We start from the raw sequence: 23,120 nt of genomic DNA on the forward strand, positions 1-23,120 counted from the left end.
ACTCTCATTATTGTTTAGTCTGTATCTCTCGTAAATTCTCTGGTAATAGCTGATGTTATTTCTCTATTCTTCATAATCTTCAAATTACGAACTTTCCAGCAATTCTATCATTTTATAGATGGTAGTTGATGGATTATTATATGTCTTCAACACCTTGGCTCTTGCTGTTGCTTTTGATGTCTTTTCGGACAGTTGCTGTTTCTCATTTAATGCCAAAGTTCCCTTTGTGTAGTGTTCAAGATGTCTTTTCAGTTTTTTTATGCAAGCGTTTTGAGTTAGTTCGGCATGACACTCCTCAAAGTGTAGCAAATACCACAACTCAATACACGGATTCGACACCAGCAATACTACATCTGGAATACTTTGCAGGTGTTCCAGCATTCCGTTTACATCTAGGTCAAACATTAGAAATGTTTTATCATTTTGGGTTGCAACATATTCCCGTTTGCAATTCTCTATATACCGAACGGATATGTTCGAATCGCTCTTTCTTGGGATAATCTGAATAGGCGCACGGTATTGTGAACGGAGGTGACTGATATAGGCAACCTCAGACTCCCCTTCACAGAAAACAAAGAAGTTTGGCTTCATTGTTTTGCCTTTGGACTTTCTTATTTGTCGTCCCATATCAGTTTCTATTTTATAAAACTATCCGTCTGTTCGTCAATATACGGGATGGCATCAAAACGACCTTGCAGATATGCCTTCTCTGCATCCAGCCCGTCGCGGAAATCTTTGTAATCAAACAGCGAATACAAATCCGAGGACCCGTCATCCCGTTTGTTGACAAAATATATCTGATCCTTACGTAACTTGTTGGTATTAAGCAGGTATGTATTGTGCGTAGTATATATCAGCTGCGCCGATTCGCTTTTATTGAACAAACCAATAATATACTCTACCAGTTTTATATGCAACTGCGTCTCAATTTCATCTATCAACAAGATTTTATTATTCTTGACGATATCCAGAATCGTCAGCATCATACTGAATAAACGCTGTGTTCCATCAGACTCTTCTGCAAAAAAGTTGAAAGGAACATCCGGGTTATTTCTGTGATAGGTCGTAATGACCAGCTGTGGTTTCTGAATATCTTCTACTGACAATATTTGATTGTCTGCAGGGTCAATCACTGCAGTAGACAGGACTTTATTCTCGTGCCGGCTGTCGATTTTGACAATGTCGCTGTCGGCAATTCGCAGCACATTAAGGAACTGCTCTTTGTTCTCATTCAACAAGCGCTCGACAGAGAACGAATTATATCCGAAATAATTCAGAATAAAACGCTCATTGAAATACCGGAAAACATCTTTTGCAACATCACGATCCATCTGACTGGCACGCGACACGAAAAGCGTTTTCCTGGATGTATTGGCAGCAACATCCATAGGGCGGCGAATCACCGAACGGAATTCATAGATATCCTTTTTGTCGGGTCCCTTTGTCTCATCACGAGAAAATATCAGTGAACGACGACCATTGGGATAGTAGTACAGAGCCTCTTTCAGTATCTCAACTTTATTGAGTTCAAAAGAATATTCATATTCGATACCCTCAAGAAGGAAGCGAATGAAGAATGTACTTGGTTTGCCAATGCTCCCGAATTTGAATGGAGTAAAGGCAAATATCGTATTCTCGTTGTAATTGTGAGATGAGAATATCATTCCCACACAAGCGCGAATAGCCTTGATAACACTGCTCTTTCCTGAGGCATTTGCACCATAAATGGCAACAGTTTTAAGCAAGCGCTCATTACCGCATACAAATGTATTTTCTTCAAGTTCCTTTGCTTTTTTGGTCTGTATGCTTGCTGCCTGCATATCCAGTACCACCTCATCTTTAATTGAGAAGAAGTTGCTCAAACGAATTTCAAGTACCATTTTATTCTCCAAATTTGTAATTCTTTTGCAAATATAACAAATTAAATAACAAAATCATAATTCGGACAACTTTTTATAAATTAGAAGCAGCCTGGCTTTTAATCCAGTTTTTGGATTTTCTACTCACCCGTTTTTTAAATTGGATCGTTATATATAAAAAATGAGAAAAAAAATTGAATATTGGATAATTGATTGAAGCAATGCAAGAATTAGAAAAACGATATGAAATTGCCCGGTTGATTGCATGCGAATTGATCGGAGTACTTTCTGGACGTGAGGCGGAGGATTTGGAGGTGTGGAAAAACTCTTCTGAAAAGCATGCAAGGGAGTATATGGAAATCCGGGAAAGATTGCTTCGGGATATTGATTATCCGGATTATTTGGAGCTAAAGCAAGAATGGGAAGGATTTGAACAAAAACTGTTCCGGAAAAAGCGGGTATTCAATTGGTGGGTAACAGTAGCAGCTGCTTGTGTGGTTATTTGTTTGGGTATAACATTTTTATGGATGAGAGAGCCTGTTGCCGAACCGGTGGTTGCCGGAACATCAGGGGGGACGAAAGGTTTTAGGGCGACACTGATTTTAGGAAACGGAGAACAGGTGAGTATAGGCGACTCTTCGAGCCAAACGATTGCTGTTGCGGGAGGAACTACGATTGTAACGACCGGAAAAATGGTGAAATACGATGCCGGGAAGGAGGATCGGGAAGAAAAAGCGGAATGGAATACGATTGTTGTACCGCGTGGAGGAGAATACGAATTAGTTTTGGCCGACGGAACGCGGGTGTGGTTGAATTCGGAGTCTCGCCTGACTTATCCCGTCCGTTTTACGGGGGAGCTGCGGGAGGTGAAAATGGAGGGAGAAATTTGTTTCGATGTAGCCCGGAAGGAGGAACAGCCTTTTGTCGTGAGAACGGCTGATTTGGCGGTAAAAGTATTAGGAACCCTTTTCAATATGGAAGCTTATCCGGAGGATTCCCGGGTAACGACTACGCTGGTCAGGGGTAAAGTAGAAGTAGCTGTCGGGGATAAAACTCAGGTATTACAGCCGGATCAGCAATTGGCGGTGGAAGCAGGCCGGTTTACTCTGAAACAGGTGGTGGCGGAAGATTATATCGGCTGGACTAACGGACTATTCCATTTTACCGAGGCATCGCTCGAGGAAATTATGACCAAACTGGCCCGGTGGTATGATGTGGAATTCTTTTTCGCCAAACCGGATTTGAAGGAAGCCCATTTTTCTTTGGATATTCAGCGGTATGAAAATATCGCAACCATTTTATCGAAGCTTGAAAAGACCGGGCGGGCACGGTTTCGGGTAAGCGGAAAAACGGTGGTTATCGAACAGTAGGATATATTAAAAAAGCAATACATGCGGGCACATGTACTGCTTTACATTAACATATCGATACTCCTTCGTGGGGAGTAGAGCGTATTATTAACTTTATTTACAAATGTATGAAAAAAAATTTAAGGAACGGTAGTTTCGTACTCACGAAATTACCCCGTATGTTGATTATGATGAAGACGGTGTTGATTCTACTCGTGTGTTCGCTGAATTTACAGGCTGCAGTCTATTCACAACAAAAAAAATTCGACATTTCGATGAAAAAAGCCTCTTTGGCGGATGTGTTTCAATATTTGAGGCAAGTGAGCGAATATAAGTTTGTATATGACAGTGATGCAGTGAAACAATTCCAACCGGTTTCGGTGGATTTGAAAGGGGTGGGCCTCGAAGAAGTTTTGGAAGATTGTTTGAAAGGAAGTCCCTTTGTTTTCCTGATCGAAGATGATCTGGTGATTATCCGGGAACAGAAAAGTGTACCGCAGAAACAAACTCAGGAAGTGAAAATTGTCGGTAAGGTGACGGATGAAAAAGGCAGTTTGCTACCGGGAGTAACGGTACAGATTCAGGGTACTTCGCTGGGTACGGTGACCGATACTGACGGAAAATATGTCTTATCTGTGCCTGAGATGAAGGAATTGACATTGGTATATTCGTTTATCGGTATGGAAAAGAAAGCGGTGAGATGGAAAGGAGAAAAAGAATTGAATATCACCTTGGTTACAGAAGTGGCCGAGATGGACGAAGTCGTGGTGACCGGTATTTTTACCCGAAAGAAAGAAAGCTTTACCGGTTCGTCGGCTACATTTACCAATAAAGAGCTGAAGATGATCGGTAACTCGAATGTACTCGAAAGTCTGAAGACACTCGATCCTTCGTTTGCCATTATCGAAAACAATGACTTCGGTTCGGACCCCAACCATTTGCCCAATATCGAAATCCGGGGGAAAACCAGTGTAATCGGTTTGACCGAAGAATATAATACCGATCCCAACCAACCGTTATTTATCCTCGACGGTTTCGAGTCGACTCTGGCGACGATCAGTGATTTGAGTATGGACCGGGTACAGAGTATTACTGTGCTGAAAGACGCAGCCGCTACCGCTATATATGGATCGAAAGCAGCCAATGGAGTCGTGGTCGTAGAAACGAAAGCTCCCGAAGCCGGGCAGCTGAGATTGAATTATACCGGTAACCTGAATTTTACTTTTGCCGATCTGTCGGATTATAATTTGATGAATGCCGAGGAAAAATTGCAGTTCGAATTGCTTTCCGGACTTTATCAAAGCTGGGGACCGGACGGGTATTTGGGAAGTGTCGAGCAGGAAAGAAAATATAATATGCGTTTGCAGGAAGTGCGGAGAGGGGTGGATACCTACTGGATGAACGAGCCCCTGCGTTTTGCTACGACACACAAACACAATTTGTTTCTGGAAGGTGGCGACGGAGTGATGCGTTATGGTGTCGGGGTGAGTTACGGAAAAACCCAGGGAGTGATGAAGGGATCGGACCGGGATGTATTGAATGGAAATGTCCGGCTCATTTACCGGAAAGGCCGTGTAGCTTTTACCAATTCTTTGAATGTGGATTATACCAGGGCAGAACGGGAGAGCGTTTCTTTTAAAAGATTCGCCCAAACCAATCCGTATTACCGGAAAACGGACGAAAACGGAGAACCTGTAAAAGTGCTGGAGTCTTTTTCTTATTTTGATATAAATACCTTTAGAATAATAAACGAAAATGTATACGGACCGTTTTACGATTTGTCTAATACAAATTTCGATCGTACCCATACTTTAGGGATAACCAACAACTTTGAAGCCGATTGGCGGGTAATAGACGAATTGAGGATCCGGGCGAGGATAGGGGTGAATAAATCCAACGAGCAGGCAGAGAAATTTTCTTCGCCTTTCAATTCGGAATTTGTGGGTAAGGAAGATAATGAGAAAGGGGCCTATACGGAATCGGAAAAACACGTTTTCGGTTATGACGGTGATTTGAGTGTTACCTACGGAAAATTACTGGCAGAACGGCATATGGTAAATGCGGTGGCCGGAATGCGTTTTACCCAGTCGACTTCGAATCTGAACGGATATACTATGCGGGGATTTATCGACGATGAATTTTCCAACCCTTCTTTTGCTCAGGAATATAATCCAGATAAAAAAGTATATCAGGATGTTAAGAAAAGGACGGCCAGCTATTATGTGAATCTCGGTTATGCTTATGACAACCGTTATTTGCTGGATGCCAACTGGCGGGCAGACGGGGCTTCCATTTTCGGGGTGAACAAACTTTTTACCAATACCTGGTCGGTGGGACTTGGATGGAATATCCACAACGAACATTTTCTGGAAGGGGCCGGTTGGCTGGATATGCTGAAACTGAGGGCTTCGATCGGAAATCCCGGAAACCAGAACTTCGATGCTTATATTGCGATGAAAATTTATACCTATAATAATCATCACACCAATCCTTGGGGAGTCAGCGCTATCATCAATAATTTCGGAAATCCGGACCTGGAGTGGCAAAAAACGCTGGACCGGAATATCGGTTTGGATTTAGTGGTGTTTAATAACCGTTTGCGGGTGAATTTCGATTATTTTTCAAAGAAAACCGATCCGTTGTTGGTTTATACCGGAGTTCCTTCGTCTACGGGAGGTACCTCCGTTCCGGCTAATGTCGGCGGACAGGTGACGAAAGGATATACGGTTGTGCTGAATTATGCTTTGTTGAAAAAAGAACACTTGCTTTGGCAGGTAAACGCGACCTTGCGGCATCTGACTTCGGAATACCGGAATGTCAGTTCCTGTCTGTCCCGGTTCAATGATGAAAATAAGACCAAGAATATGTTGCGGTATTACGATGGCGGAAGTCCTTCGGATTTATGGGCTGTCCGCTCTGCCGGAATAGATGCGGCTACGGGACGTGAGATCTTTTTGCATAAAGACGGTACCCAGAGTTTTGCTTATAATGTCGAGGATGAGGTGGTCGTAGGAAATAGTGATCCGAAACTGGAAGGGGTTGTCGGCATGTCTTTTTACTATAAAGGTTTTTCGGCTTCTGCCAATTTCCGTTACCGGTTGGGTGGGCAGATCTTTATGGAGACCTTGTACAATAAGGTAGAAAATATTTCGTTCAGTGATGTCCACTATAATCAGGATAAGCGGGCTTTGTACGATCGTTGGAAAGAACCGGGCGATAATGCTAAATTCCGGGCGATTTCAACGACAGCCGATACGCCGATGTCTTCCCGGTTTGTCGCCGACAACAACGTCTTTTCAGGAGAGTCTATATCGGTGGGGTACGAGAGCCAGGGAAAATGGCTGAAATCGGTCGGCGCTTCATCATTGACGGTAAGAGCTTATATGAACGATATTTTCCGGATTTCAACCGTGAAAAATGAACGGGGTATCGATTATCCCTTTGCCCGTTCGGTATCCATGTCTTTGGGATTAAGATTTTAAATTAAAACGAATGAAAATGAAAAAGTTGAATTTCATCATCAAATACGGTCTGGCTTTACTTCTGCTATCCTTCTATTCCTGTGAGTCATGGCTGAATGTGACGCCTTCGGATCGTTTGTCGGAGGAGATGCTTTTCAATGACCGGGAGGGATTTGTGAAGGCATTGAACGGGGTGTATATTGAATTGAATACGAATGAATTGTATGGCCGAAACCTGACTGCCGGTGCTTTGGATGTGATGGGACAGTATTACAGTGTTGCTTCTTCGTCGCATGCTTTCTATAACTATGGAGGTTTGGTTTATACCGGAAACGATGAGAAGGCCCTGTTCGATAACATGTGGCAGAAATGCTATGCGGTGATTGCCTGTTGCAATACGATTATCGAAAAATGTGATGAAAATAAAGCCGGACTTTCGCCTGTCTGGAAGGGGTCGATCAAAGGGGAGGCTTTGGCTTTAAGGGCTATGCTTCATTTTGATATGTTGCGTCTGTTCGGTCCCCTGACCTCCGAATTGGATAAAGAAAGTATTCCTTATCAGACGAATTCGGATCAGACGGTTACTCCTTTACTGTCCGGATCGGAAGTCGTCGGACTGATTCTCGACGATCTGAAAAATGCTGTCGGTTTGCTGAAAGATACGGATCCTTATTTTGTGGAAGAGGAATTTTCCGATACAGATTTGAATTACAGGCGTTTCCGGATGAATTATTTTGCAGCAAAGGGCCTGATGGCCCGGGTTCAGCTTTGGGGAGGAGATAAGGAAAAAGCTGCGGCTACGGCCAAAGAAGTGATTGCCGAAGGACAGGCTGAAGGAGCGGAATTTTTCCCTTTTGTAACGAATAGCGAAGCTACTTCATCGAATCCCGACCGGGTATTCTATTCCGAAGTATTGTTCGGAACCTATCATTCTTCCCGGGAAAAATTACATGAGGATTTGTTTGCTCCGACACTCGAGTCGACCAGTATTCTCACCTTAGCCGGCACTGCCCGGAGAGATGATTTATACGATAATGAGAATGATTACCGTTATTCGGTTTGGTCTACTTATAATAAAAACGGAACTTCGGTACTCTATCATCGCAAATTCGAAAAGCAGGATAATGTGACAGCCAGCCGGCAATATATGATCCCCCTGATCCGGATGAGCGAAATGTATCTGATTGCGGTTGAATGTTGTAAGCTGGGCGAAGCTTCCGTTTACCTGAACACTTTCCGTAATGCCAGAAACTGTAACAGCCTTGCCCTGACGGAAGACAACCGGATCAATATTCTGGCGAATGAATATAAAAAAGAAATGTTGGGTGAGGGGCAACTGTTCTTTTTCTATAAACGCCAGGAAATGGTAAATATCCCCGATGGAAATCAGGCTACAGGAACGAAGAACGTAGAACTGACCAAGTATGTCGTTCCGCTTCCGGAAAGCGAAACCGATCAACGAATCAGTAGTACAGATATTTCAAATGAATGATTATGAAAAGAATTTTATATTATATATGGATTTTACCTTTGATGTTGTCGGGTTGTGAAAAGGACCTGATGGATTATGAAGGATTGGAAGGAGTTTATTTTGCCGTACAATGGGGAGATTCCTGGGGCAGTGAAAAAACTTGGCCTTACCAACCTTATACGAATGTCAATTTTATCAGTTTGCCGGGAGATACCGCAACGCTGTCGGTGAAGGTGATGGCTACCGGGCCGGTGAAAACGTATGACCGGATTTTTCTGGTGGAAGTCAATCCCGATAGTACCGATCTGACGGAAAATGTGGATTATCTGCCCTTGACCCGTGAAGGTGTGATCAAGGCCGGTGAGTCAGCCGCTGAGGTGGAAGTCCGCCTGATACGTACCGATATCTTGCAGGAAAAAGAACAGAGATTGGGCTTGAGATTGGTGGCTAACGAATATTTTTCTCTGGCTTTCCCGGAATGGGATGCCTTGATCGGTTCACACCGGACCGGGCCGGTGTATGAGCATTTCGATGCTTCATTACATACCTTGCGTATTGCTGATTTTATGGTAGAGCCTAAAGTTTGGGTCGGTACTGCCGTTTCTCCCTATAATGGAGGGTATGAATCCGGAAATTGGGGCGCTTTCAGCCGGAAAAAACTGGAATTGATTTGTGAGCGTTTTAATTTGACGTATAATGATTTTATGAGTAATGAAACTATGCCGAGTGCATTGCAAATGCTGATATATAAATCTATGTCCACCTATCTGATCCAATGCTACAATGACAAAAAACCGGTTTTGGAAGAGGATGGGCGTTTGATGTGGTTCAGCGGTTGTCCCTGGTTATCGAAAGTAGGTGTACCCTGGGTACCGGAAGAAGGTTATTACGATTAAACAGAAATAATTATGAAAAGATTAGTATATATTATTGTATTCGCATTAGGGTTGACGGCATGCTATGATGACAAAGGCTCGTACGATTATCACGACATTTGTGAGGTGAACATAGAGGGGGTGGAGTCGGTTTATGAAACGGTTTACCGGGAAAGTGTGCTGGAAATCGATCCTACGGTGACGGTAACGGAAGGAAATATCGGGGATACCACCCGTTTTGCTTATGAATGGAGGGCTAACGTGGCTTATAATTCGACAGAGTTGATCGGTACGGAACGGATATTGAACTATCGGGTTGAATTAGCACCGCGTAATGATTATGTATTGTATTTCAGGGTGACTGACCGGCAAACCGGTGTCGTGACGGTGGCTACTTCTACATTGAAAGTAGGAACCGCTTATTCGAAAGGTATCTTGCTGATCGGTGAAAATGCTCAGGGAGAGGCAGATGTGCAGATGTTGTCGATGGTGAAAGATACGGTTTTATACAAAGAATTATTGAAAAACAGCGGGCTGCCGGTCCTGAAAAATCCGGTGGATATTATCCATACAGGAGCGGCAGGAAACAGTAACTATATCAAGTTATGGGTATTGACCGGGTCCCAGGCTTATTCCATGGATCGTAAAACTTTTGCCGGTTCGGAAAGTGATGTGTTCGGTAAATTATTGTTTATGGATCGGACGTTTGACACGGAATTCGTACCGGTAGATATTATTCCGCGGGTGAAAGATAAGGCTGGTAAGAACGGCGGGTCTAGCTACTATCGCACAGTCGTATGTAATAACGGATATATTTTCAATGCCAGTACGTTATTGATGGGAGGGGATTATTATAATAATCCGGTGAATTGTCTGACTTCGGATCAGAATACCTACTATAAAGCTTTTCCTTATCTGTTCTATACATTGAATAGCTATTCGGGTGGTTTTTTATGGTTTGATGTGGAGAATCGACGTTTTCTGACAGTGAAGAACAGTATCGCTGTTTCCGATTTGCTGGAAGATCAGGCAGGAGATCCGTTCCCCTGGAACCAGGGAACGACGGGACGGACTCTGGTTTATGGGGAAAATACCCTGGATGTCGGGAGCTCTAACGGTAATTCGTTCGCTATCCTGAAAGATCCGGCCGGGGCCTATTATCTCTATAAATTCCGGGCAGTCGGTTCCGGACCGACGAAATTGAATTGTTATACGATCGGTGCGGGGGCTGTAGATTTCGATAAGGCCGATTTTTATGCCTTTTCTTCCCGGAGAACAGTGGTGTATTATGCCGTAGGTGCAACTTTGCATGCTTACGATTACAATAAAGGCAATGAACGGCATTACACTTTCGATATGGGTGATCCGATTACGATGCTGTATTGTGATACTGCGATCGAACCGAATGCGAATCCGCTGTATGTGGCGACTTACAATGCGACAACCGGAGGAAAACTGCAAAAATATATCCAGGGAGTGAATCCGGATAAGGTAGAACTCGAGGCGGACGAAAAATCATGTTGGGAAGGGCTTATGAAAATCAAAAAAATGAGCTGGAGGGCTGTTGAATAATTTAATATTTATCCTATGAAAATCATAAAATTACTTATACTGTTACTGGTTTCTTGTTCTTTATCGGCAAAGGCCGGAGTAGTGAAGATATCCGGTTCGCTGAAACAATTCGGATTGGACCGGGTATCGATGAATAGTGATGGGATCGCAGCAGAAGTCTATCATGATAGGACGATAGAAATTATACTCGATTCCAACGGCCGTTTCGATTTAAAATTGAAATTAAAACAACCGGCCTATTATAAAGTGGGACATAATACCTTGTATTTGACTCCGGGCGATGATCTGGAGATTATTTTCAACCGGAATACTACGAAAACCACTTTTAACGGTAAAGGAATAGAAGCCAATAACTATTTGCGCAACAGTGCGAAACTGAGCGGTTGTGAGATCGCTAAAATAGGACGGGAGCTAAATGAATTCGGCCTTCCTAAAGAAAAAGTGAGTTTCGAGGTTTACCGCTATAAGGTGGACAGTATTGTAGATGCCAGCCTGGACGCCTTAGCCCATTTGACCGCAGTGACTCCGGAATTTCGGGAATTGGAACAAATCCGGCTGGAAGCCTGTCGGCTGGCGACTTATCTGGATTATTTCTCTGTGGGGCAATTGAGTAACTACGATGATGCTCCTGAGGTAAAACTCGAAAAGAAACAGGCCTTTTATCGGGAAGTAGCGACACTGGCCGAACCTTTGTTAAAGAAGATCGGTGCTTCCGATCGCTATCTTGAAATCTCCGATGTACGGAATATATTACGGGAATGCCATGAGACCCAGGTGTTTCAGTTTGCTCTTTCTCCGGCTTTTAGGGAATGGATGACGGTTTTAAAAAATGCAGAATTGTTGGATCAGGGCTTGATGCTTAAGGATTATCGGATGTATACCGATTTTTCCCGTCAGATCCGGAATAAAGAGTTACGTAATTCTTTTCAGGCAAAATTGCAAGAACGGGCAAAATTGATGGAAGGCCGGCCGGCTCCGGATATTCCTTTTAAGGATATCGACGGGAAAGAAATGCGGCTGAGCGATTTTAAGGGAAAGGTGTTGTATGTCGACTTTTGGGCTACCTGGTGTCTGCCTTGTTTGTTCCAATTACCCGAGTTCGAGAAACTGAGTGAAAAGTATCCGGATATCCGGTTTATCGGTATTTCGATCGACCAGAATGAAAAGCTTTGGGTCAAGAGATTGAAAAAAGACGGTATGCCGGCTCATATTCAGGAAGTTTTGGCCGATCCTTATGTGGTAGGCGATGCCTGGGACATTACTTCCATTCCCCGTTTTTTGTTGATCGATGAAAATTTCAGGATCATCAATGCTTTTGCTCCCCGTCCATCGGATAGGGAAAAAATAGAACCTTTACTGGCAAGATAAACCAGAGGGACGGGGGTGTCGGACTATATAGGTTTATAATTTCTTTACAGACTTTATAAACCTATTTAATTCGCCGTTTTAATTGTATCTTTGTACCCGATGCCGGAGATTGGGCAGAAAACAATTAAGATTACATGAATTATGGCGGATGATAAAAAAATTATTTTTTCAATGGTGGGGGTCAGCAAGACATTTCCTCCTCAAAAACAAGTGTTGAAGAATATATATTTATCTTTTTTCTATGGAGCGAAAATCGGTATTATCGGTTTGAACGGTTCGGGAAAATCTACTTTGTTGAAAATTATTGCCGGTATCGAGAAAGATTATCAGGGTGAAGTGGTTTTTTCTCCGGGATATTCCGTAGGGTATCTGGAGCAAGATCCGAAGCTGGAATCCGGCAAAACTGTTAAGGAGATTGTGCAGGAGGGGGTACAGGATATTGTGGACGCTTTGAAGGAATTTGAGGAGGTCAATCAAAAGTTCGGAGATCCGGAAGTGTTGGAAAATCCGGATAAATTGAATGCTCTTATCAATCGTCAGGCAGAATTGCAGGATAAGATAGACGCTACGGATGCCTGGAATCTGGACAGTCGTTTGGAGCGGGCCATGGATGCGCTGAGGTGTCCCCCCGAGGATCAGGTGGTGGATACGCTTTCCGGTGGAGAGCGGCGCCGGGTTGCCTTGTGCCGCTTGCTGCTTCAACAACCGGACGTATTGCTGTTGGATGAACCGACCAACCATTTGGATGCCGAATCGATCGATTGGTTGGAACAACATTTGCAACAGTATGCCGGAACGGTAATCTGTATTACTCACGACCGTTATTTCCTGGATCATGTGGCCGGCTGGATACTGGAACTTGACCGGGGAGAAGGAATTCCATGGAAGGGTAACTATTCGTCCTGGTTGGAACAAAAGACCCAACGAATGGCGCTGGAAGAAAAACAGGCCAGTAAGCGCCGCAAGACACTGGAACATGAATTGGAATGGATCAATATGGCCCCAAAGGCCCGACAGGCTAAGGGGAAAGCCCGGTTGAAATCCTATGAGACATTATTGAATGAAGATCAGAAAGAACGGGAAACCAAGTTGGAAATTTTTATTCCGAACGGTCCCCGCTTAGGAAATAAAGTGATAGAAGCACAACATGTGGCGAAAGCTTTCGGCTCCAAGTTGCTGTTCGATGATCTGAATTTCACCCTTCCTCCCAATGGTATCGTTGGAGTTATCGGTCCCAATGGGGCTGGAAAAACAACTCTCTTTAAAATGATACTGGGGATGGAAAGTATCGATAAAGGAACATTTGAAGTGGGGCAAACCGTGCGGATAGGATACGCTGATCAGACGCACAAGGATATAGACCCGAAAAAGACGGTTTATCAGGTGATCTCAGGCGGTCAGGAATCGATACGGGTCGGAGGAAGAGAGATTAATGCACGTGCTTATCTTTCCCGGTTTAATTTTTCCGGAGCCGATCAGGAAAAGCAATGCGGAGTGTTGTCCGGAGGGGAGAGAAACCGCCTTCATCTGGCCCTTACCCTGAAAGCCGATGCCAATGTGTTGTTGCTCGACGAGCCGACTAACGATATAGATGTGAATACCCTCCGGGCTCTCGAGGAAGGCTTGGAAAACTTTGCCGGTTGTGCTGTTGTCGTCTCACACGACCGTTGGTTTCTGGATCGTATCTGTACCCATATCCTTTCTTTCGAGGGAGATTCTAATGTGGTCTTTTACGAAGGATCGTATTCTGAATACGAGGAACACAAACGTGCACAGCTTGGCGATATCCAGCCCAAGCGGGTGCGTTACCGTAAATTGATCGCCGATTGACAGATTGCGGGAAGCCTTTTGTCATAAAAGTATCTCTTTGATCGTAAAGAGATACTTTTTATATTTGTCCCCGATGAACGATTTCGGAAATATAGATCCAGATTTACAACTTTTTGGGGCGGTCAGAAAGGGTGACCGGAGTGCTTTTGAGCAGTTGTTTCAAAAGTATTATACAGACTTGTGCCATTATGCCTGGACTTATCTGGACGAAAAGAGTGAAACCGAGGATGCGGTACAGGATGTATTTATCTATATCTGGAACAACCGGGAAACGATCCGTTTGCAGGAATCCTTCCGGGGGTATCTTTTTTCTGCCGTCAAACACCGGGTATTGAATATTTTGAAACATCAACTTGTCGAACGGACTCATTCCCGTTTACTGTCCGAATATTGGGACGATCTGTTGAAATCCGGTTATTCCGAAGAAGAACAGACCCAGTTGGAACAAATTCAGCATATCCTTCAATCTTTACCCCAGCAATGCCGTATTGTGTTTATGAAAAGTTGTCTGGAAGGGAAAAAATACCTGGAGATAGCCGAGGAGCTCCGCATATCGGTGAATACGGTGAAATCACATATCTCCAAAGCTTATCGTGAAATCCGGGAAAAAATCGCTGTACTTAAAAATTCGAACCTGTTGTTACTGATTGCTTGTGCAACTTATAAAGAGATGAAGTAACTTTTTTTCTTTTTCACTCACCCGTTTTTTAAACTTAGTTGCCTTTATATAAAATTAAAGATATAAAGGTCATGAGTGTACCATTTTCAGAAGATTTATGGCAACGGCTTTCTGGTTTATGGAGAAGAGATAAAAAAGAGGAGGAAGAAGCGGTCGGATACGATGATCCGCAGCTGAAGCAGATGCTGGATGTAATGATGGTCTCCCGCAGGAGTATGAAAGCTGCGGAGAAGCAGAAGTACGATATCGACCGGGCCTGGCGGAGGGTGGAGAAACAGACGGCCGGTGGATGGCGCGTACCCGGCTGGTGCAGATATGCTGCGGCTGTGACTGTTTTATTTTTTTCTGTCTGGGGGTGGGTAACGTATAACAGGGAGTCCGCACTTCCGGTTACGGGAGAATTGACGGATGTTATTCTACCGGGCGTTTCGAAAGCAGAATTGATATTGGCGAGTGGGGAAAGAATTATCCTGGGAACTCAGACAGAAATTCGGGATATCGAGGAATTAGGGGTAAAGATTACCAACGATACGTCAGGGGGAGAGCTGAAATATGAAACCGGGAGTACGGAAGATTCCACGATTACAGCGTATAATACGCTGATCGTACCGAAAGGGGGTGAATATATGGTGAGGCTGCCCGACGGTTCACAGGTATGGCTGAATTCCGAAACGACGATTCGTTTCCCGGTCCGGTTTGCTGCCGGTAAGCGGGAAGTACAGCTTTGCGGAGAAGCTTTTTTTAAAGTGTGCAGAGATACAACCGCTCCTTTTCAGGTATCGACTGAGAATGGAGAAATTACGGTGTTGGGAACCAGTTTCAATGTGAGTACTTACCGCGAAGACAACTATTGGCAAACCACTCTGGTGGAAGGAAGTGTCAGGATTGCGGAACAAGGCCGTACGGTTGTTTTAAAGCCTTCGGAACAATATACCGTGGACCGCTGTTCCGGCCAAAGGAAAGTGGCTTCGGTCGATGCGGGTTTATATACTTCCTGGGTCGATGGAAAGTTTTATTTCAAGGCTTACACTTTCGAAGAGATTGTCAAAAAATTAGAACGCTGGTACGATTTTACGATGGTTTATCAGGACGAAGAGGTAAAACAAATGCGTTTTACGGGTTCCATCAACAAGCATAGCCCGGTCACCGAGGTGTTGCGTTTTCTGGAAATGACTACCGGTATCCGTTTTAAAGTAGAAGGAAAGCAAATCGTTGTGAGTAAAATTTAAAAGGGATAAGAGGTCGCGACTCTCATCCCCGATAATCGATAACGTCTGTAAACCGATCCTTGAGCCAGACTGATTTACAGGCCATTATTAACTTCAATCTACAAATTTATGAAAAAAAATGAGGATTTGAATTGTTTTTGCCGTTCAGGTAAAATAAAAAAATGGTTGTTGCTTATGAAATTGATTACTTTTTTCTTTTTTCTGGGCATATTTCAGGTGAGTGCTTCGGTTTAGGGCCAGAGAGGGACTGTTACTCTGAACCTGAACGAACTGACAATGGAAGATATCTTTACGGCCATCAACAGACAGTTGAAATATGATATCTTCTATAGCGACGATGAACTGGATGTTGCCCGTAAAATTAAACTGACAGACAGTAAAATGGAGGTGAGTAAGTTGTTGAAGGAAGTTTTGCAGGATGATTATTCCTATGAATTTTTGAATAAAACGATTGTCATCCGTCCGGTAAAACAACAGCAAAATCCGAAAATTGTCATACAGGGAACGGTAAAGGATACGAAAGGAATACCCTTGCCCGGCGTTTCGGTGGTGATTCAGGGGTCTACGGTCGGGGTGTCTACGGATAATGCCGGAAAATTCCGGATGGAGGTTGCGGATCTGCCCGATTTGGTACTGGTATTTTCGTTTGTAGGAATGGAAACGCGTGAGATACCGTATCGTGGAGAAAAGGAGTTGTCTGTGGTACTTTCAGAAACACAAGAGGAATTGGGTGAAGTGATTGTCACCGGTTATCAGCGCGTAGACAAGCGGGAATCAACCAGCGCGGTTTCGGTTATCAAAACGGACGACTTGAAGACGATCGGTGCGACGAGTATCGAGCAGATGTTACAAGGACAGTTGCCGGGATTATCGGTAGTGAATACTTCGGCGGGACCGGGAGCAACGCCCAAAATTCGGGTACGCGGAACAGCAACGATTGCCGGTAATGCCGATCCGCTTTGGGTACTTGACGGGGTGATATTGGAAAATTCCGTGCCGCTTACCGTTTCTGATTTGAACAGCCCCGATGTGATGACTATGTTCAATTCTGCCATTGGTGGTATCAGCCCGAATGACATCGAGAGTATAACGGTGTTGAAAGATGCTTCTGCCACGGCAATTTACGGTACTCGTGCGGCCAATGGCGTAATCGTGGTCACGACCAAGAAAGGGAAACGCAATGAATCTCACATCAATTTCCAGCATACTTCGACGGTGACATTGCGCCCGACTTATAACGATTTCGATTTGTTGAATTCCAAGGAACGGATCCTGTTGTCACAGCAGATTGTAGATGAGGGATTGGGTTATAAGGGACAAGTGGGGTTGGAATACCTGTTGAGCCAATATAACGCGGGTAATATCACGCTGGAAAAAATGGAAACCGAAGCACGCAAAATGGAGGAAAGAAATACAGACTGGTTCGATATTCTTTATCGAAATGCCTATTCACAGACGTATAATTTGAGTGTTTCCGGCGGTTCGAACAAGGCGGATTATTATATTTCCTTTTCCTACAATGACGAAAAGGGGTCGGATAAAGTGAGCGACTACAAAGAATTCGGTGGTTTTGCAAAAGTGAACGCCGAGTTGTTCAATGGCGTAAAATTGGGTACGACATTACAGGTGGGACGCCGGGATAGGAATAGTTATTGGGAGACAGCTGATCCGTTTAAATATGTGGTAAGGACAACGCGAACAATACCTTTGTATGACGATAATGGCAATTTATTTTTTTACGGCAATTCGGAAGTGCGGGAATTTGACTTCAATATTTTGCATGAGCAGCAAAACACGCATAAAGAATCTACGCAAACCGATTTGAAAGGAATTGTCAATCTGGAAGTTAATTTATACAAGGGGTTGAAATACAATGGGCTTTATAGTTACGCCTCTTCTCATCACTCCGCGATTGATTGGGCAACAGAAGAAAGTGCCTATGTCGCCACGATACGCGGCTATAATTTTGGTGAGGGAACGGAAGAAGATATTGAGTCGACCTCCCTTCCGTACGGAGGTGTATATAATGAAACGAATTACGAGCAACGCACTTCTTTGATTCGGAATAATTTGGAATATCGCGGAACAATTGGAGATGAATTGACGTTGGATGTCATGGTCGGGCAGGAGTTTCGGACTACGGTTTACCGGGGTGGAACATTGAATGCTTATGGATATATGCACAATCGGGGTAATATTTTTTACAATCCGGCAGAAGGGGAGGATACCGGTCATCTTTCACGGAATACTTTTGAACGTAATATTCCCGAACGTTCTTACATATCTTATTATGGCGTATTTTCAGCGATGTACAAAAATCGTTACGTGTTGAACGGAAATATTCGTTTCGACGGTTCGAATCTTTTCGGTTCCAATCCTAAGTACCGTTATTTGCCTTTGTGGTCGGTTTCCGGTAAATGGATTATGAACAATGAAGGATTTTTGCGGGATGTGGAGGTCATCGATAACCTTGCTTTGCGAGCTTCTTACGGTTTGCGCGGAAATATCGTAGAAGAGTGTTCTCCGCAATTGATCGCTTCTGCGTTACCGCCTAATAGTTTTACTTCTTTAATGGAAATGGAGATCATACAGGCTCCGAATCCTGATTTGAAATGGGAAACCACCTCGTCCGTAAATGTCGGTCTGGAATTGAACATGTTTGAAAATCGTTTGGCATTGGATGTGGATTACTATCGCGATTACGGCCGTAATTTGATAGCCTATAAGCAGGTATCGGCGGTGAGCGGATTTCTGAATAAGAGCGTAAATTATGCTGATATCCGGAACCAGGGCGTGGATATCGCCTTATCGGGTACAATCATTAAAACGAAGAATGTTTCTTGGCAATCTTCTCTCAATTTGGGATACGTGAAGAATAAGGTAACAAAATGTTACATTACACCACAGGCATCTTCGCTGGTGCAAAGTATCTATACTCCGGGAGAAGTAATGGTAGGTTATCCTTCCAACGGCATGTTCTCTTTCCGTTTTGCCTGCTTGGACGAGAATGGTAAACCGATGTTTTATGACAAGGATAACAATAAACTGGGGTACGAAGATGCCAATTTTGCATCGGCAGTGTACAGCAATCTGGACAATTTGAAATACGAAGGCCCGCGAGACCCTGTATTGACGGGAGGTTTCAATAATATTGTAAAGTATAAGAATCTGATCTTTTCTGCCTTGTTTGCATTCGGTTTGAAAAACGTGGTGCGCCTGCCGGATGTAGCTTTTGATACTTATCCCCGGGCAGACGAAAACATGAACACTTCTATTCTTAATCGTTGGCAAAAGCCGGGCGACGAGGCAACGAAACGGATACCCGGTTTGAACAAAAATGGTTCTTCTGTTACTGTCGGGGATTCGGAGTATGTGTATATTACGGAAATGTATAACAGAAGTACAGAAACGGTGGTGCCCGGAGATTATTTGCGTTTGCGGAACGTGATGCTTGAATATCGCTTCCCGGCTCGCTGGACGGAAAAGATCGCAATCGGCGATCGGCATTTGGGAGGAATCATGTTGAAATTCCAGGCACAGAATCTCTTTGTACTTGCCAATAAACGGTTGAAAGGTTATGATCCGGAAACGGTTAATTATTCTACCACCGGTTACGGCTCTTTGCCCTTACAGCGCAGTTTTACCTTAGGTTTGAATATTAATTTCTAAAACGGAACGATGATGAAAAAATACATAAGTTTGGCATTGATATGGAGTTTTTGCTTGCTGGCTTTTTCGGCTTGTGAGAGTTATTTGGAAGAAATGCCTCAGAATAAATTGATGCCGACAACTACCGACGATTATGATCAATTGTTGAATAATGCCTATATCACAGAGCGGGTGATGCCCTATTTGGATATTCTATCGGATGATGTGGAATTGATTGCAAGCAATCACGTCCTGGATGGTGAAGATGAAGGGGATTGGCAAGTTGCCGCCTATATGTGGCGCGACCGTCATGACCTTACCATGTCGGGGGGAGATTTGGCTTTCGAGAAACTTTATGAGAGTATTTATTATTGCAATGTGGTGATCGAGAATATAGGAGAGGCCGACGGTGTGGAATTGAATGAGGAGAACGTGGAGCGGACTCGCAAAAATATCGAGGGAGAGGCTCGTTGCTTGCGGGCGTATTCCTATTTCTATTTGGTCAATCTCTACGCCATGGCTTACGATCCGGCAACTTGTGCGACAGACCCCGGAGTTCCTATCAATAATAGTACGGCGGTGGAAGACAAGGCTTATCCGCGCAACACAGTGGCTGAGGTATACGAACAGATTGTTTCCGATTTGACGAAAGGCATACAATTGCTGAAAGAGAACCCGATAGAAAAAGGCACAAAGGTGAAGTTTAATGAATTGTCGGCGACGGCTTTTTTGGCGCGGGTTTATCTGTATATGCAGAATGGGGAGGATGCGATTGTTTGTGCGAAAGAGGTGATCGCCTCTAATCGCGCTTTATTCGATTTGCAGGAATATGGCGATGTGCTGAATATGGAAAACAATACCGTGACGGAATGGAATGGGACAACCGTACCCGGGACGGATTATTTGAGCGTGAATAATTCCAATATCCTTTTTGTCAACGGGGTATGTGAACTGTACCCTGCATTGCAGGCGGGGAGTTATACGACATTCAGCGTGAGCCGGGAGTTTGCCGGACAGTATGAGGAGGGGGATATCCGACGTTTTTATTTCATGGTGACTTATGCTAATATTTATACCACTCGTCCTTCGACGAAACTGACCTATGCCAAGAGCAGGTATGTTTGGCCGAATGCAATGACTTCGTATATAACCGTGCGTACCGGTTACGGGCGTTTCCTCCGGACGGAGGAGATGTACCTGATTCTAGCGGAGGCGTATGCCCGTCAGAACGGAGGCATGGGGGATGCCATCGGGTATTTGAACACGATGAGACGGGTGAAATTCAAGACCGGGGAATACGTGGAGTTGAAAGCATCGGACTTTACACAGGAAACCTTGTTGGATTACATCGCTGTTGAACGGCGTCGGGAGTTGTGTTTCGAGGGACACCGGTGGTTTGATTTGCGGCGTACCACACGTCCGGAAATGCAACGAGTCGGTTATAACGATGAGGTCGCGCATTTGGACCAAAATGATCCCCGTTATGTATTGCAAATCCCGCAAAAAGAATTAAGTGTAAATCCTTCAATAGGAGAAAATCCCCGTTAGTAATTTAAAAATAATGAATATGAAAAATATAGTAAAATTGCTTGTATGTGGGTTGGCAGCATTGTGTTGTGCCTGCTCGGAAGATGATTTGACTGGGGAATGGTCGTACTCGGGACCAATTCCTGCAATTAAGGATGGACCGACGGAAGCGGATAAGGGCTGTTATGCCCTGTACCAGAAATATGACGTGCATGTTTATTGGCAATTGGAAGGTGATGCAGCCTGTTACACCGATCAGGGACAGGTTAGTAGTTCCGGGTTTAATGCAGCGGCTTTGCCCATGCAGGCCGCGGAAGAGGCTACAGCAGAAAAATTCGTGAAATTGTTGACGAAATTCTTTGCTATGCTACCGGAAAACTTAGTGAAACAAGGATATTATCGTCGCCATATATTGGTAAAAATAATGCCTCCCACTTATATTTATACGGATACGGAAGGAAATACTTATTTCTGCAACACGTATGGTGTAAATGCATGGGTTTACGGTGCCGGTTCGGGAGTGGTTTACTACGGTTATTTGTATAATAAGGAGGATAATACGGGAGATAAATTCGATACGAATCTGGACGGTTGGAAATGGAGTATGGCATACGAATTTTTCAAGGGGTTGGTCGATTGCATAGATAAGCCGGTGAATGTGCCTGATGAATTTAGGGAAATTTCGAAGGATTATTATAACTACGAGCTTGGGGGTAGTCCGGAGAGTTCTATTCAGGGGACGGTATTTGACAAGGTAAAAGGCGGTCATCAAGGATTTATCCATCCCTATGCGGCTCATGCCAGCAATACGAAGTTTTGTGACGAAGATTGGGGGGCCATGGTGGCCAGTATCCTTACGTGGGATAAGGCAGAATTGGAAGAAATTTATGTCACTTATCCGCTGATTAAGGCAAAGTATGATATTGTCAAAGCGTTTTTCACGGAACAATACGGTCTTGATATAGAGCAGTTGGCAAACCGGTGGAGAAATGTAACTTTAGATTAAAGGATGAATTTAAATAAAAAGTAAAATGATGAAAAAATTATTTTATGTGTTGATTGGTTTGTGTGCTTTTTGCAGTTGCGAAAGCACGGGTTATCGGATTAGCGGTTATATACCGGGGGCGCCGGATGGAGCGAAAGTGTATTTAGCTCCTTATGATGCGTTTCAGGACCCGAATTGGGATTCGACGGTTATCAAGAACGAACGGTTTGTGCTGAAAAACACGATACCCATGGTTAGTCCCCGCGTGGTAGCTATTACAATTGATTTAAATTCGGGAGAGAAGGACTATAGTAAGATTAAATCGAGCCGGGCTTTGTTCCTGAAAGAAGGGGATAGGATTTCGATGGAATGTCACGTGGACAGTTTGCCGAGTTCACGCTGGGAGGCTCGTGACAAGAGTCTGAACGTTGTTTGGCAAGGTTCTGCCGATCAGGATTTGTATGTGAATTACCTGAAAGATCGAAAGGATGTAGTGATAGAACGGAATAAATTGGGCGATCAATACTTTATGGACTATTATAAAAAATCGGATGTTCCTTCGGAGCGTATGCCAGAATTGATGAATATGGTGCATCAGGTGAAAGCTTTGGGCAGAAAATTGAATGCCAAGACTTTGGATTTGATGAAGGCGAATGGTTCTTCTCTCGTGTCCGTTTATGTGGGAGATGCTTTATTAAAGGGAAATTTTTCAGTTTTTACGGAATCCGAAATTGATGCCATTCATGACTTGGTTGATCCTTTATTGCTTTCCTCACCCATGGGAGAGAAGTTTGAGGAAGCGGTAGCCCAGGCGAAAGTCCTGGCAAAGGGAAAGAGATATACGGATATTAATTTGGTGGATTTGAAAGGAAATCAGGTGCGTCTTTCTGAATTTATGAAAGAAGGGCAGTGTAATATGCTGGAATTTTGGGCCTCTTGGTGTAGTCCTTGCCGGGGTGAAATACCTCATTTACGCCGTGTTTACGGATTGTGCGAAAAAGACAACTTCAATATGATTAGCGTTTCTATTGATCAAAATGATGCTGATTGGAAAAAGGCGGTTAAGGAAGAAAACATGGAATGGACGCAATTGTGCGACCCGAATGGATTCCAGGGAGAATGTAATCGGGTATATCATTTGAATGGAGTACCTTTTTGCCTGATATTCGATCGTGAAGGGAAAATTGTTTGCGGTGGAGTACGTGGAATTGAACTGGATGTAGCACTAAAGGATTTGTTAGGGGACAAATTGAAACTTTAAAAAGGA

At 43.9% G+C, this 23,120-nt stretch carries 15 protein-coding genes; 13 read left to right on the forward strand and 2 right to left on the reverse strand.

Annotation, left to right across the window (positions count from 1 at the left end):
- Positions 1-84 precede the first annotated feature (84 nt).
- The gene (locus ODOSP_RS00420; protein ID WP_013610447.1) at positions 85-627 is read right to left on the reverse strand and encodes an RloB family protein; all 543 of its coding nucleotides are present in this window, start codon (positions 625-627) and stop codon (positions 85-87) included.
- Between the two features lie 8 nt (positions 628-635).
- Positions 636-1,880 carry an AAA family ATPase gene (locus ODOSP_RS00425; protein ID WP_013610448.1) on the reverse strand — a complete coding sequence of 415 codons (1,245 nt, stop codon included), beginning with the start codon at positions 1,878-1,880 and terminating at the stop codon, positions 636-638.
- A gap of 200 nt (positions 1,881-2,080) precedes the next feature.
- On the opposite strand from ODOSP_RS00425, the gene ODOSP_RS00430 reads away from it, so the two are divergent.
- The 13 genes from ODOSP_RS00430 to ODOSP_RS00490 all read left to right on the forward strand — a co-directional run bounded on the left by ODOSP_RS00430 (position 2,081) and on the right by ODOSP_RS00490 (position 23,114).
- Complete coding sequence (locus ODOSP_RS00430) at positions 2,081-3,229, forward strand: FecR family protein (RefSeq protein WP_013610449.1); 1,149 nt, start codon at positions 2,081-2,083, stop codon at positions 3,227-3,229.
- Positions 3,230-3,336: 107 nt separating this feature from the next.
- On the forward strand, positions 3,337-6,690 hold the full coding sequence (locus tag ODOSP_RS00435) for a SusC/RagA family TonB-linked outer membrane protein (protein WP_013610450.1): 3,354 nt from the start codon (positions 3,337-3,339) through the stop codon (positions 6,688-6,690).
- A 16-nt stretch (positions 6,691-6,706) separates the two neighbouring features.
- Positions 6,707-8,161, forward strand: coding sequence for a RagB/SusD family nutrient uptake outer membrane protein (locus ODOSP_RS00440; protein ID WP_013610451.1), 1,455 nt, complete (start codon positions 6,707-6,709; stop codon positions 8,159-8,161).
- Between the two features lie 2 nt (positions 8,162-8,163).
- Positions 8,164-9,036 (forward strand): DUF4843 domain-containing protein, encoded by an 873-nt coding sequence (locus tag ODOSP_RS00445; protein ID WP_157741819.1) that lies wholly within the window; start codon positions 8,164-8,166, stop codon positions 9,034-9,036.
- A 12-nt stretch (positions 9,037-9,048) separates the two neighbouring features.
- On the forward strand, positions 9,049-10,587 hold the full coding sequence (locus ODOSP_RS00450) for a PKD-like family lipoprotein (RefSeq protein ID WP_013610453.1): 1,539 nt from the start codon (positions 9,049-9,051) through the stop codon (positions 10,585-10,587).
- Between the two features lie 15 nt (positions 10,588-10,602).
- Positions 10,603-11,955: a TlpA family protein disulfide reductase gene (locus tag ODOSP_RS00455; protein WP_013610454.1), complete on the forward strand. Its 1,353-nt coding sequence runs from the start codon at positions 10,603-10,605 to the stop codon at positions 11,953-11,955.
- Positions 11,956-12,096: 141 nt separating this feature from the next.
- Positions 12,097-13,785, forward strand: a complete 1,689-nt coding sequence (ettA, locus tag ODOSP_RS00460) for an energy-dependent translational throttle protein EttA (RefSeq protein ID WP_013610455.1) — start codon at positions 12,097-12,099, stop codon at positions 13,783-13,785.
- A gap of 73 nt (positions 13,786-13,858) precedes the next feature.
- Positions 13,859-14,464, forward strand: coding sequence for an RNA polymerase sigma-70 factor (locus ODOSP_RS00465; RefSeq protein WP_013610456.1), 606 nt, complete (start codon positions 13,859-13,861; stop codon positions 14,462-14,464).
- A 71-nt stretch (positions 14,465-14,535) separates the two neighbouring features.
- Positions 14,536-15,693, forward strand: coding sequence for a FecR family protein (locus ODOSP_RS00470; RefSeq protein WP_013610457.1), 1,158 nt, complete (start codon positions 14,536-14,538; stop codon positions 15,691-15,693).
- Positions 15,694-15,969: 276 nt separating this feature from the next.
- The gene (locus tag ODOSP_RS00475; RefSeq protein WP_013610458.1) at positions 15,970-19,362 is read left to right on the forward strand and encodes a SusC/RagA family TonB-linked outer membrane protein; all 3,393 of its coding nucleotides are present in this window, start codon (positions 15,970-15,972) and stop codon (positions 19,360-19,362) included.
- Between the two features lie 12 nt (positions 19,363-19,374).
- Positions 19,375-20,889, forward strand: a complete 1,515-nt coding sequence (locus ODOSP_RS00480) for a RagB/SusD family nutrient uptake outer membrane protein (RefSeq protein WP_013610459.1) — start codon at positions 19,375-19,377, stop codon at positions 20,887-20,889.
- Between the two features lie 19 nt (positions 20,890-20,908).
- Positions 20,909-21,874 carry a zinc-binding metallopeptidase gene (locus tag ODOSP_RS00485; RefSeq protein ID WP_013610460.1) on the forward strand — a complete coding sequence of 322 codons (966 nt, stop codon included), beginning with the start codon at positions 20,909-20,911 and terminating at the stop codon, positions 21,872-21,874.
- Positions 21,875-21,899: 25 nt separating this feature from the next.
- Positions 21,900-23,114 (forward strand): TlpA disulfide reductase family protein, encoded by a 1,215-nt coding sequence (locus ODOSP_RS00490; protein WP_013610461.1) that lies wholly within the window; start codon positions 21,900-21,902, stop codon positions 23,112-23,114.
- Positions 23,115-23,120: the final 6 nt, after the last annotated feature.

This window comes from Odoribacter splanchnicus DSM 20712, from assembly GCF_000190535.1.
GTDB classification, from domain to species: Bacteria; Bacteroidota; Bacteroidia; order Bacteroidales; family Marinifilaceae; genus Odoribacter; species Odoribacter splanchnicus.

Excerpts from the sequence above, each read along its gene's own strand:
- ODOSP_RS00435 (WP_013610450.1), top strand. The coding sequence starts at position 3,337 with ATGAAAAAAAATTTAAGGAACGGTAGTTTCGTACTCACGAAATTACCC.
- ODOSP_RS00455 (WP_013610454.1), top strand. The coding sequence starts at position 10,603 with ATGAAAATCATAAAATTACTTATACTGTTACTGGTTTCTTGTTCTTTA.
- ODOSP_RS00445 (WP_157741819.1), top strand. The coding sequence starts at position 8,164 with ATGAAAAGAATTTTATATTATATATGGATTTTACCTTTGATGTTGTCG.
- ODOSP_RS00470 (WP_013610457.1), top strand. The coding sequence starts at position 14,536 with ATGAGTGTACCATTTTCAGAAGATTTATGGCAACGGCTTTCTGGTTTA.
- ODOSP_RS00475 (WP_013610458.1), top strand. The coding sequence starts at position 15,970 with ATGGAAGATATCTTTACGGCCATCAACAGACAGTTGAAATATGATATC.
- ettA (WP_013610455.1), top strand. The coding sequence starts at position 12,097 with ATGGCGGATGATAAAAAAATTATTTTTTCAATGGTGGGGGTCAGCAAG.
- ODOSP_RS00490 (WP_013610461.1), top strand. The coding sequence starts at position 21,900 with ATGATGAAAAAATTATTTTATGTGTTGATTGGTTTGTGTGCTTTTTGC.
- ODOSP_RS00425 (WP_013610448.1), bottom strand. The coding sequence starts at position 1,880 with ATGGTACTTGAAATTCGTTTGAGCAACTTCTTCTCAATTAAAGATGAG.
- ODOSP_RS00440 (WP_013610451.1), top strand. The coding sequence starts at position 6,707 with ATGAAAAAGTTGAATTTCATCATCAAATACGGTCTGGCTTTACTTCTG.
- ODOSP_RS00430 (WP_013610449.1), top strand. The coding sequence starts at position 2,081 with ATGCAAGAATTAGAAAAACGATATGAAATTGCCCGGTTGATTGCATGC.
- ODOSP_RS00450 (WP_013610453.1), top strand. The coding sequence starts at position 9,049 with ATGAAAAGATTAGTATATATTATTGTATTCGCATTAGGGTTGACGGCA.
- ODOSP_RS00485 (WP_013610460.1), top strand. The coding sequence starts at position 20,909 with ATGAAAAATATAGTAAAATTGCTTGTATGTGGGTTGGCAGCATTGTGT.
- ODOSP_RS00465 (WP_013610456.1), top strand. The coding sequence starts at position 13,859 with ATGAACGATTTCGGAAATATAGATCCAGATTTACAACTTTTTGGGGCG.
- ODOSP_RS00420 (WP_013610447.1), bottom strand. The coding sequence starts at position 627 with ATGGGACGACAAATAAGAAAGTCCAAAGGCAAAACAATGAAGCCAAAC.
- ODOSP_RS00480 (WP_013610459.1), top strand. The coding sequence starts at position 19,375 with ATGAAAAAATACATAAGTTTGGCATTGATATGGAGTTTTTGCTTGCTG.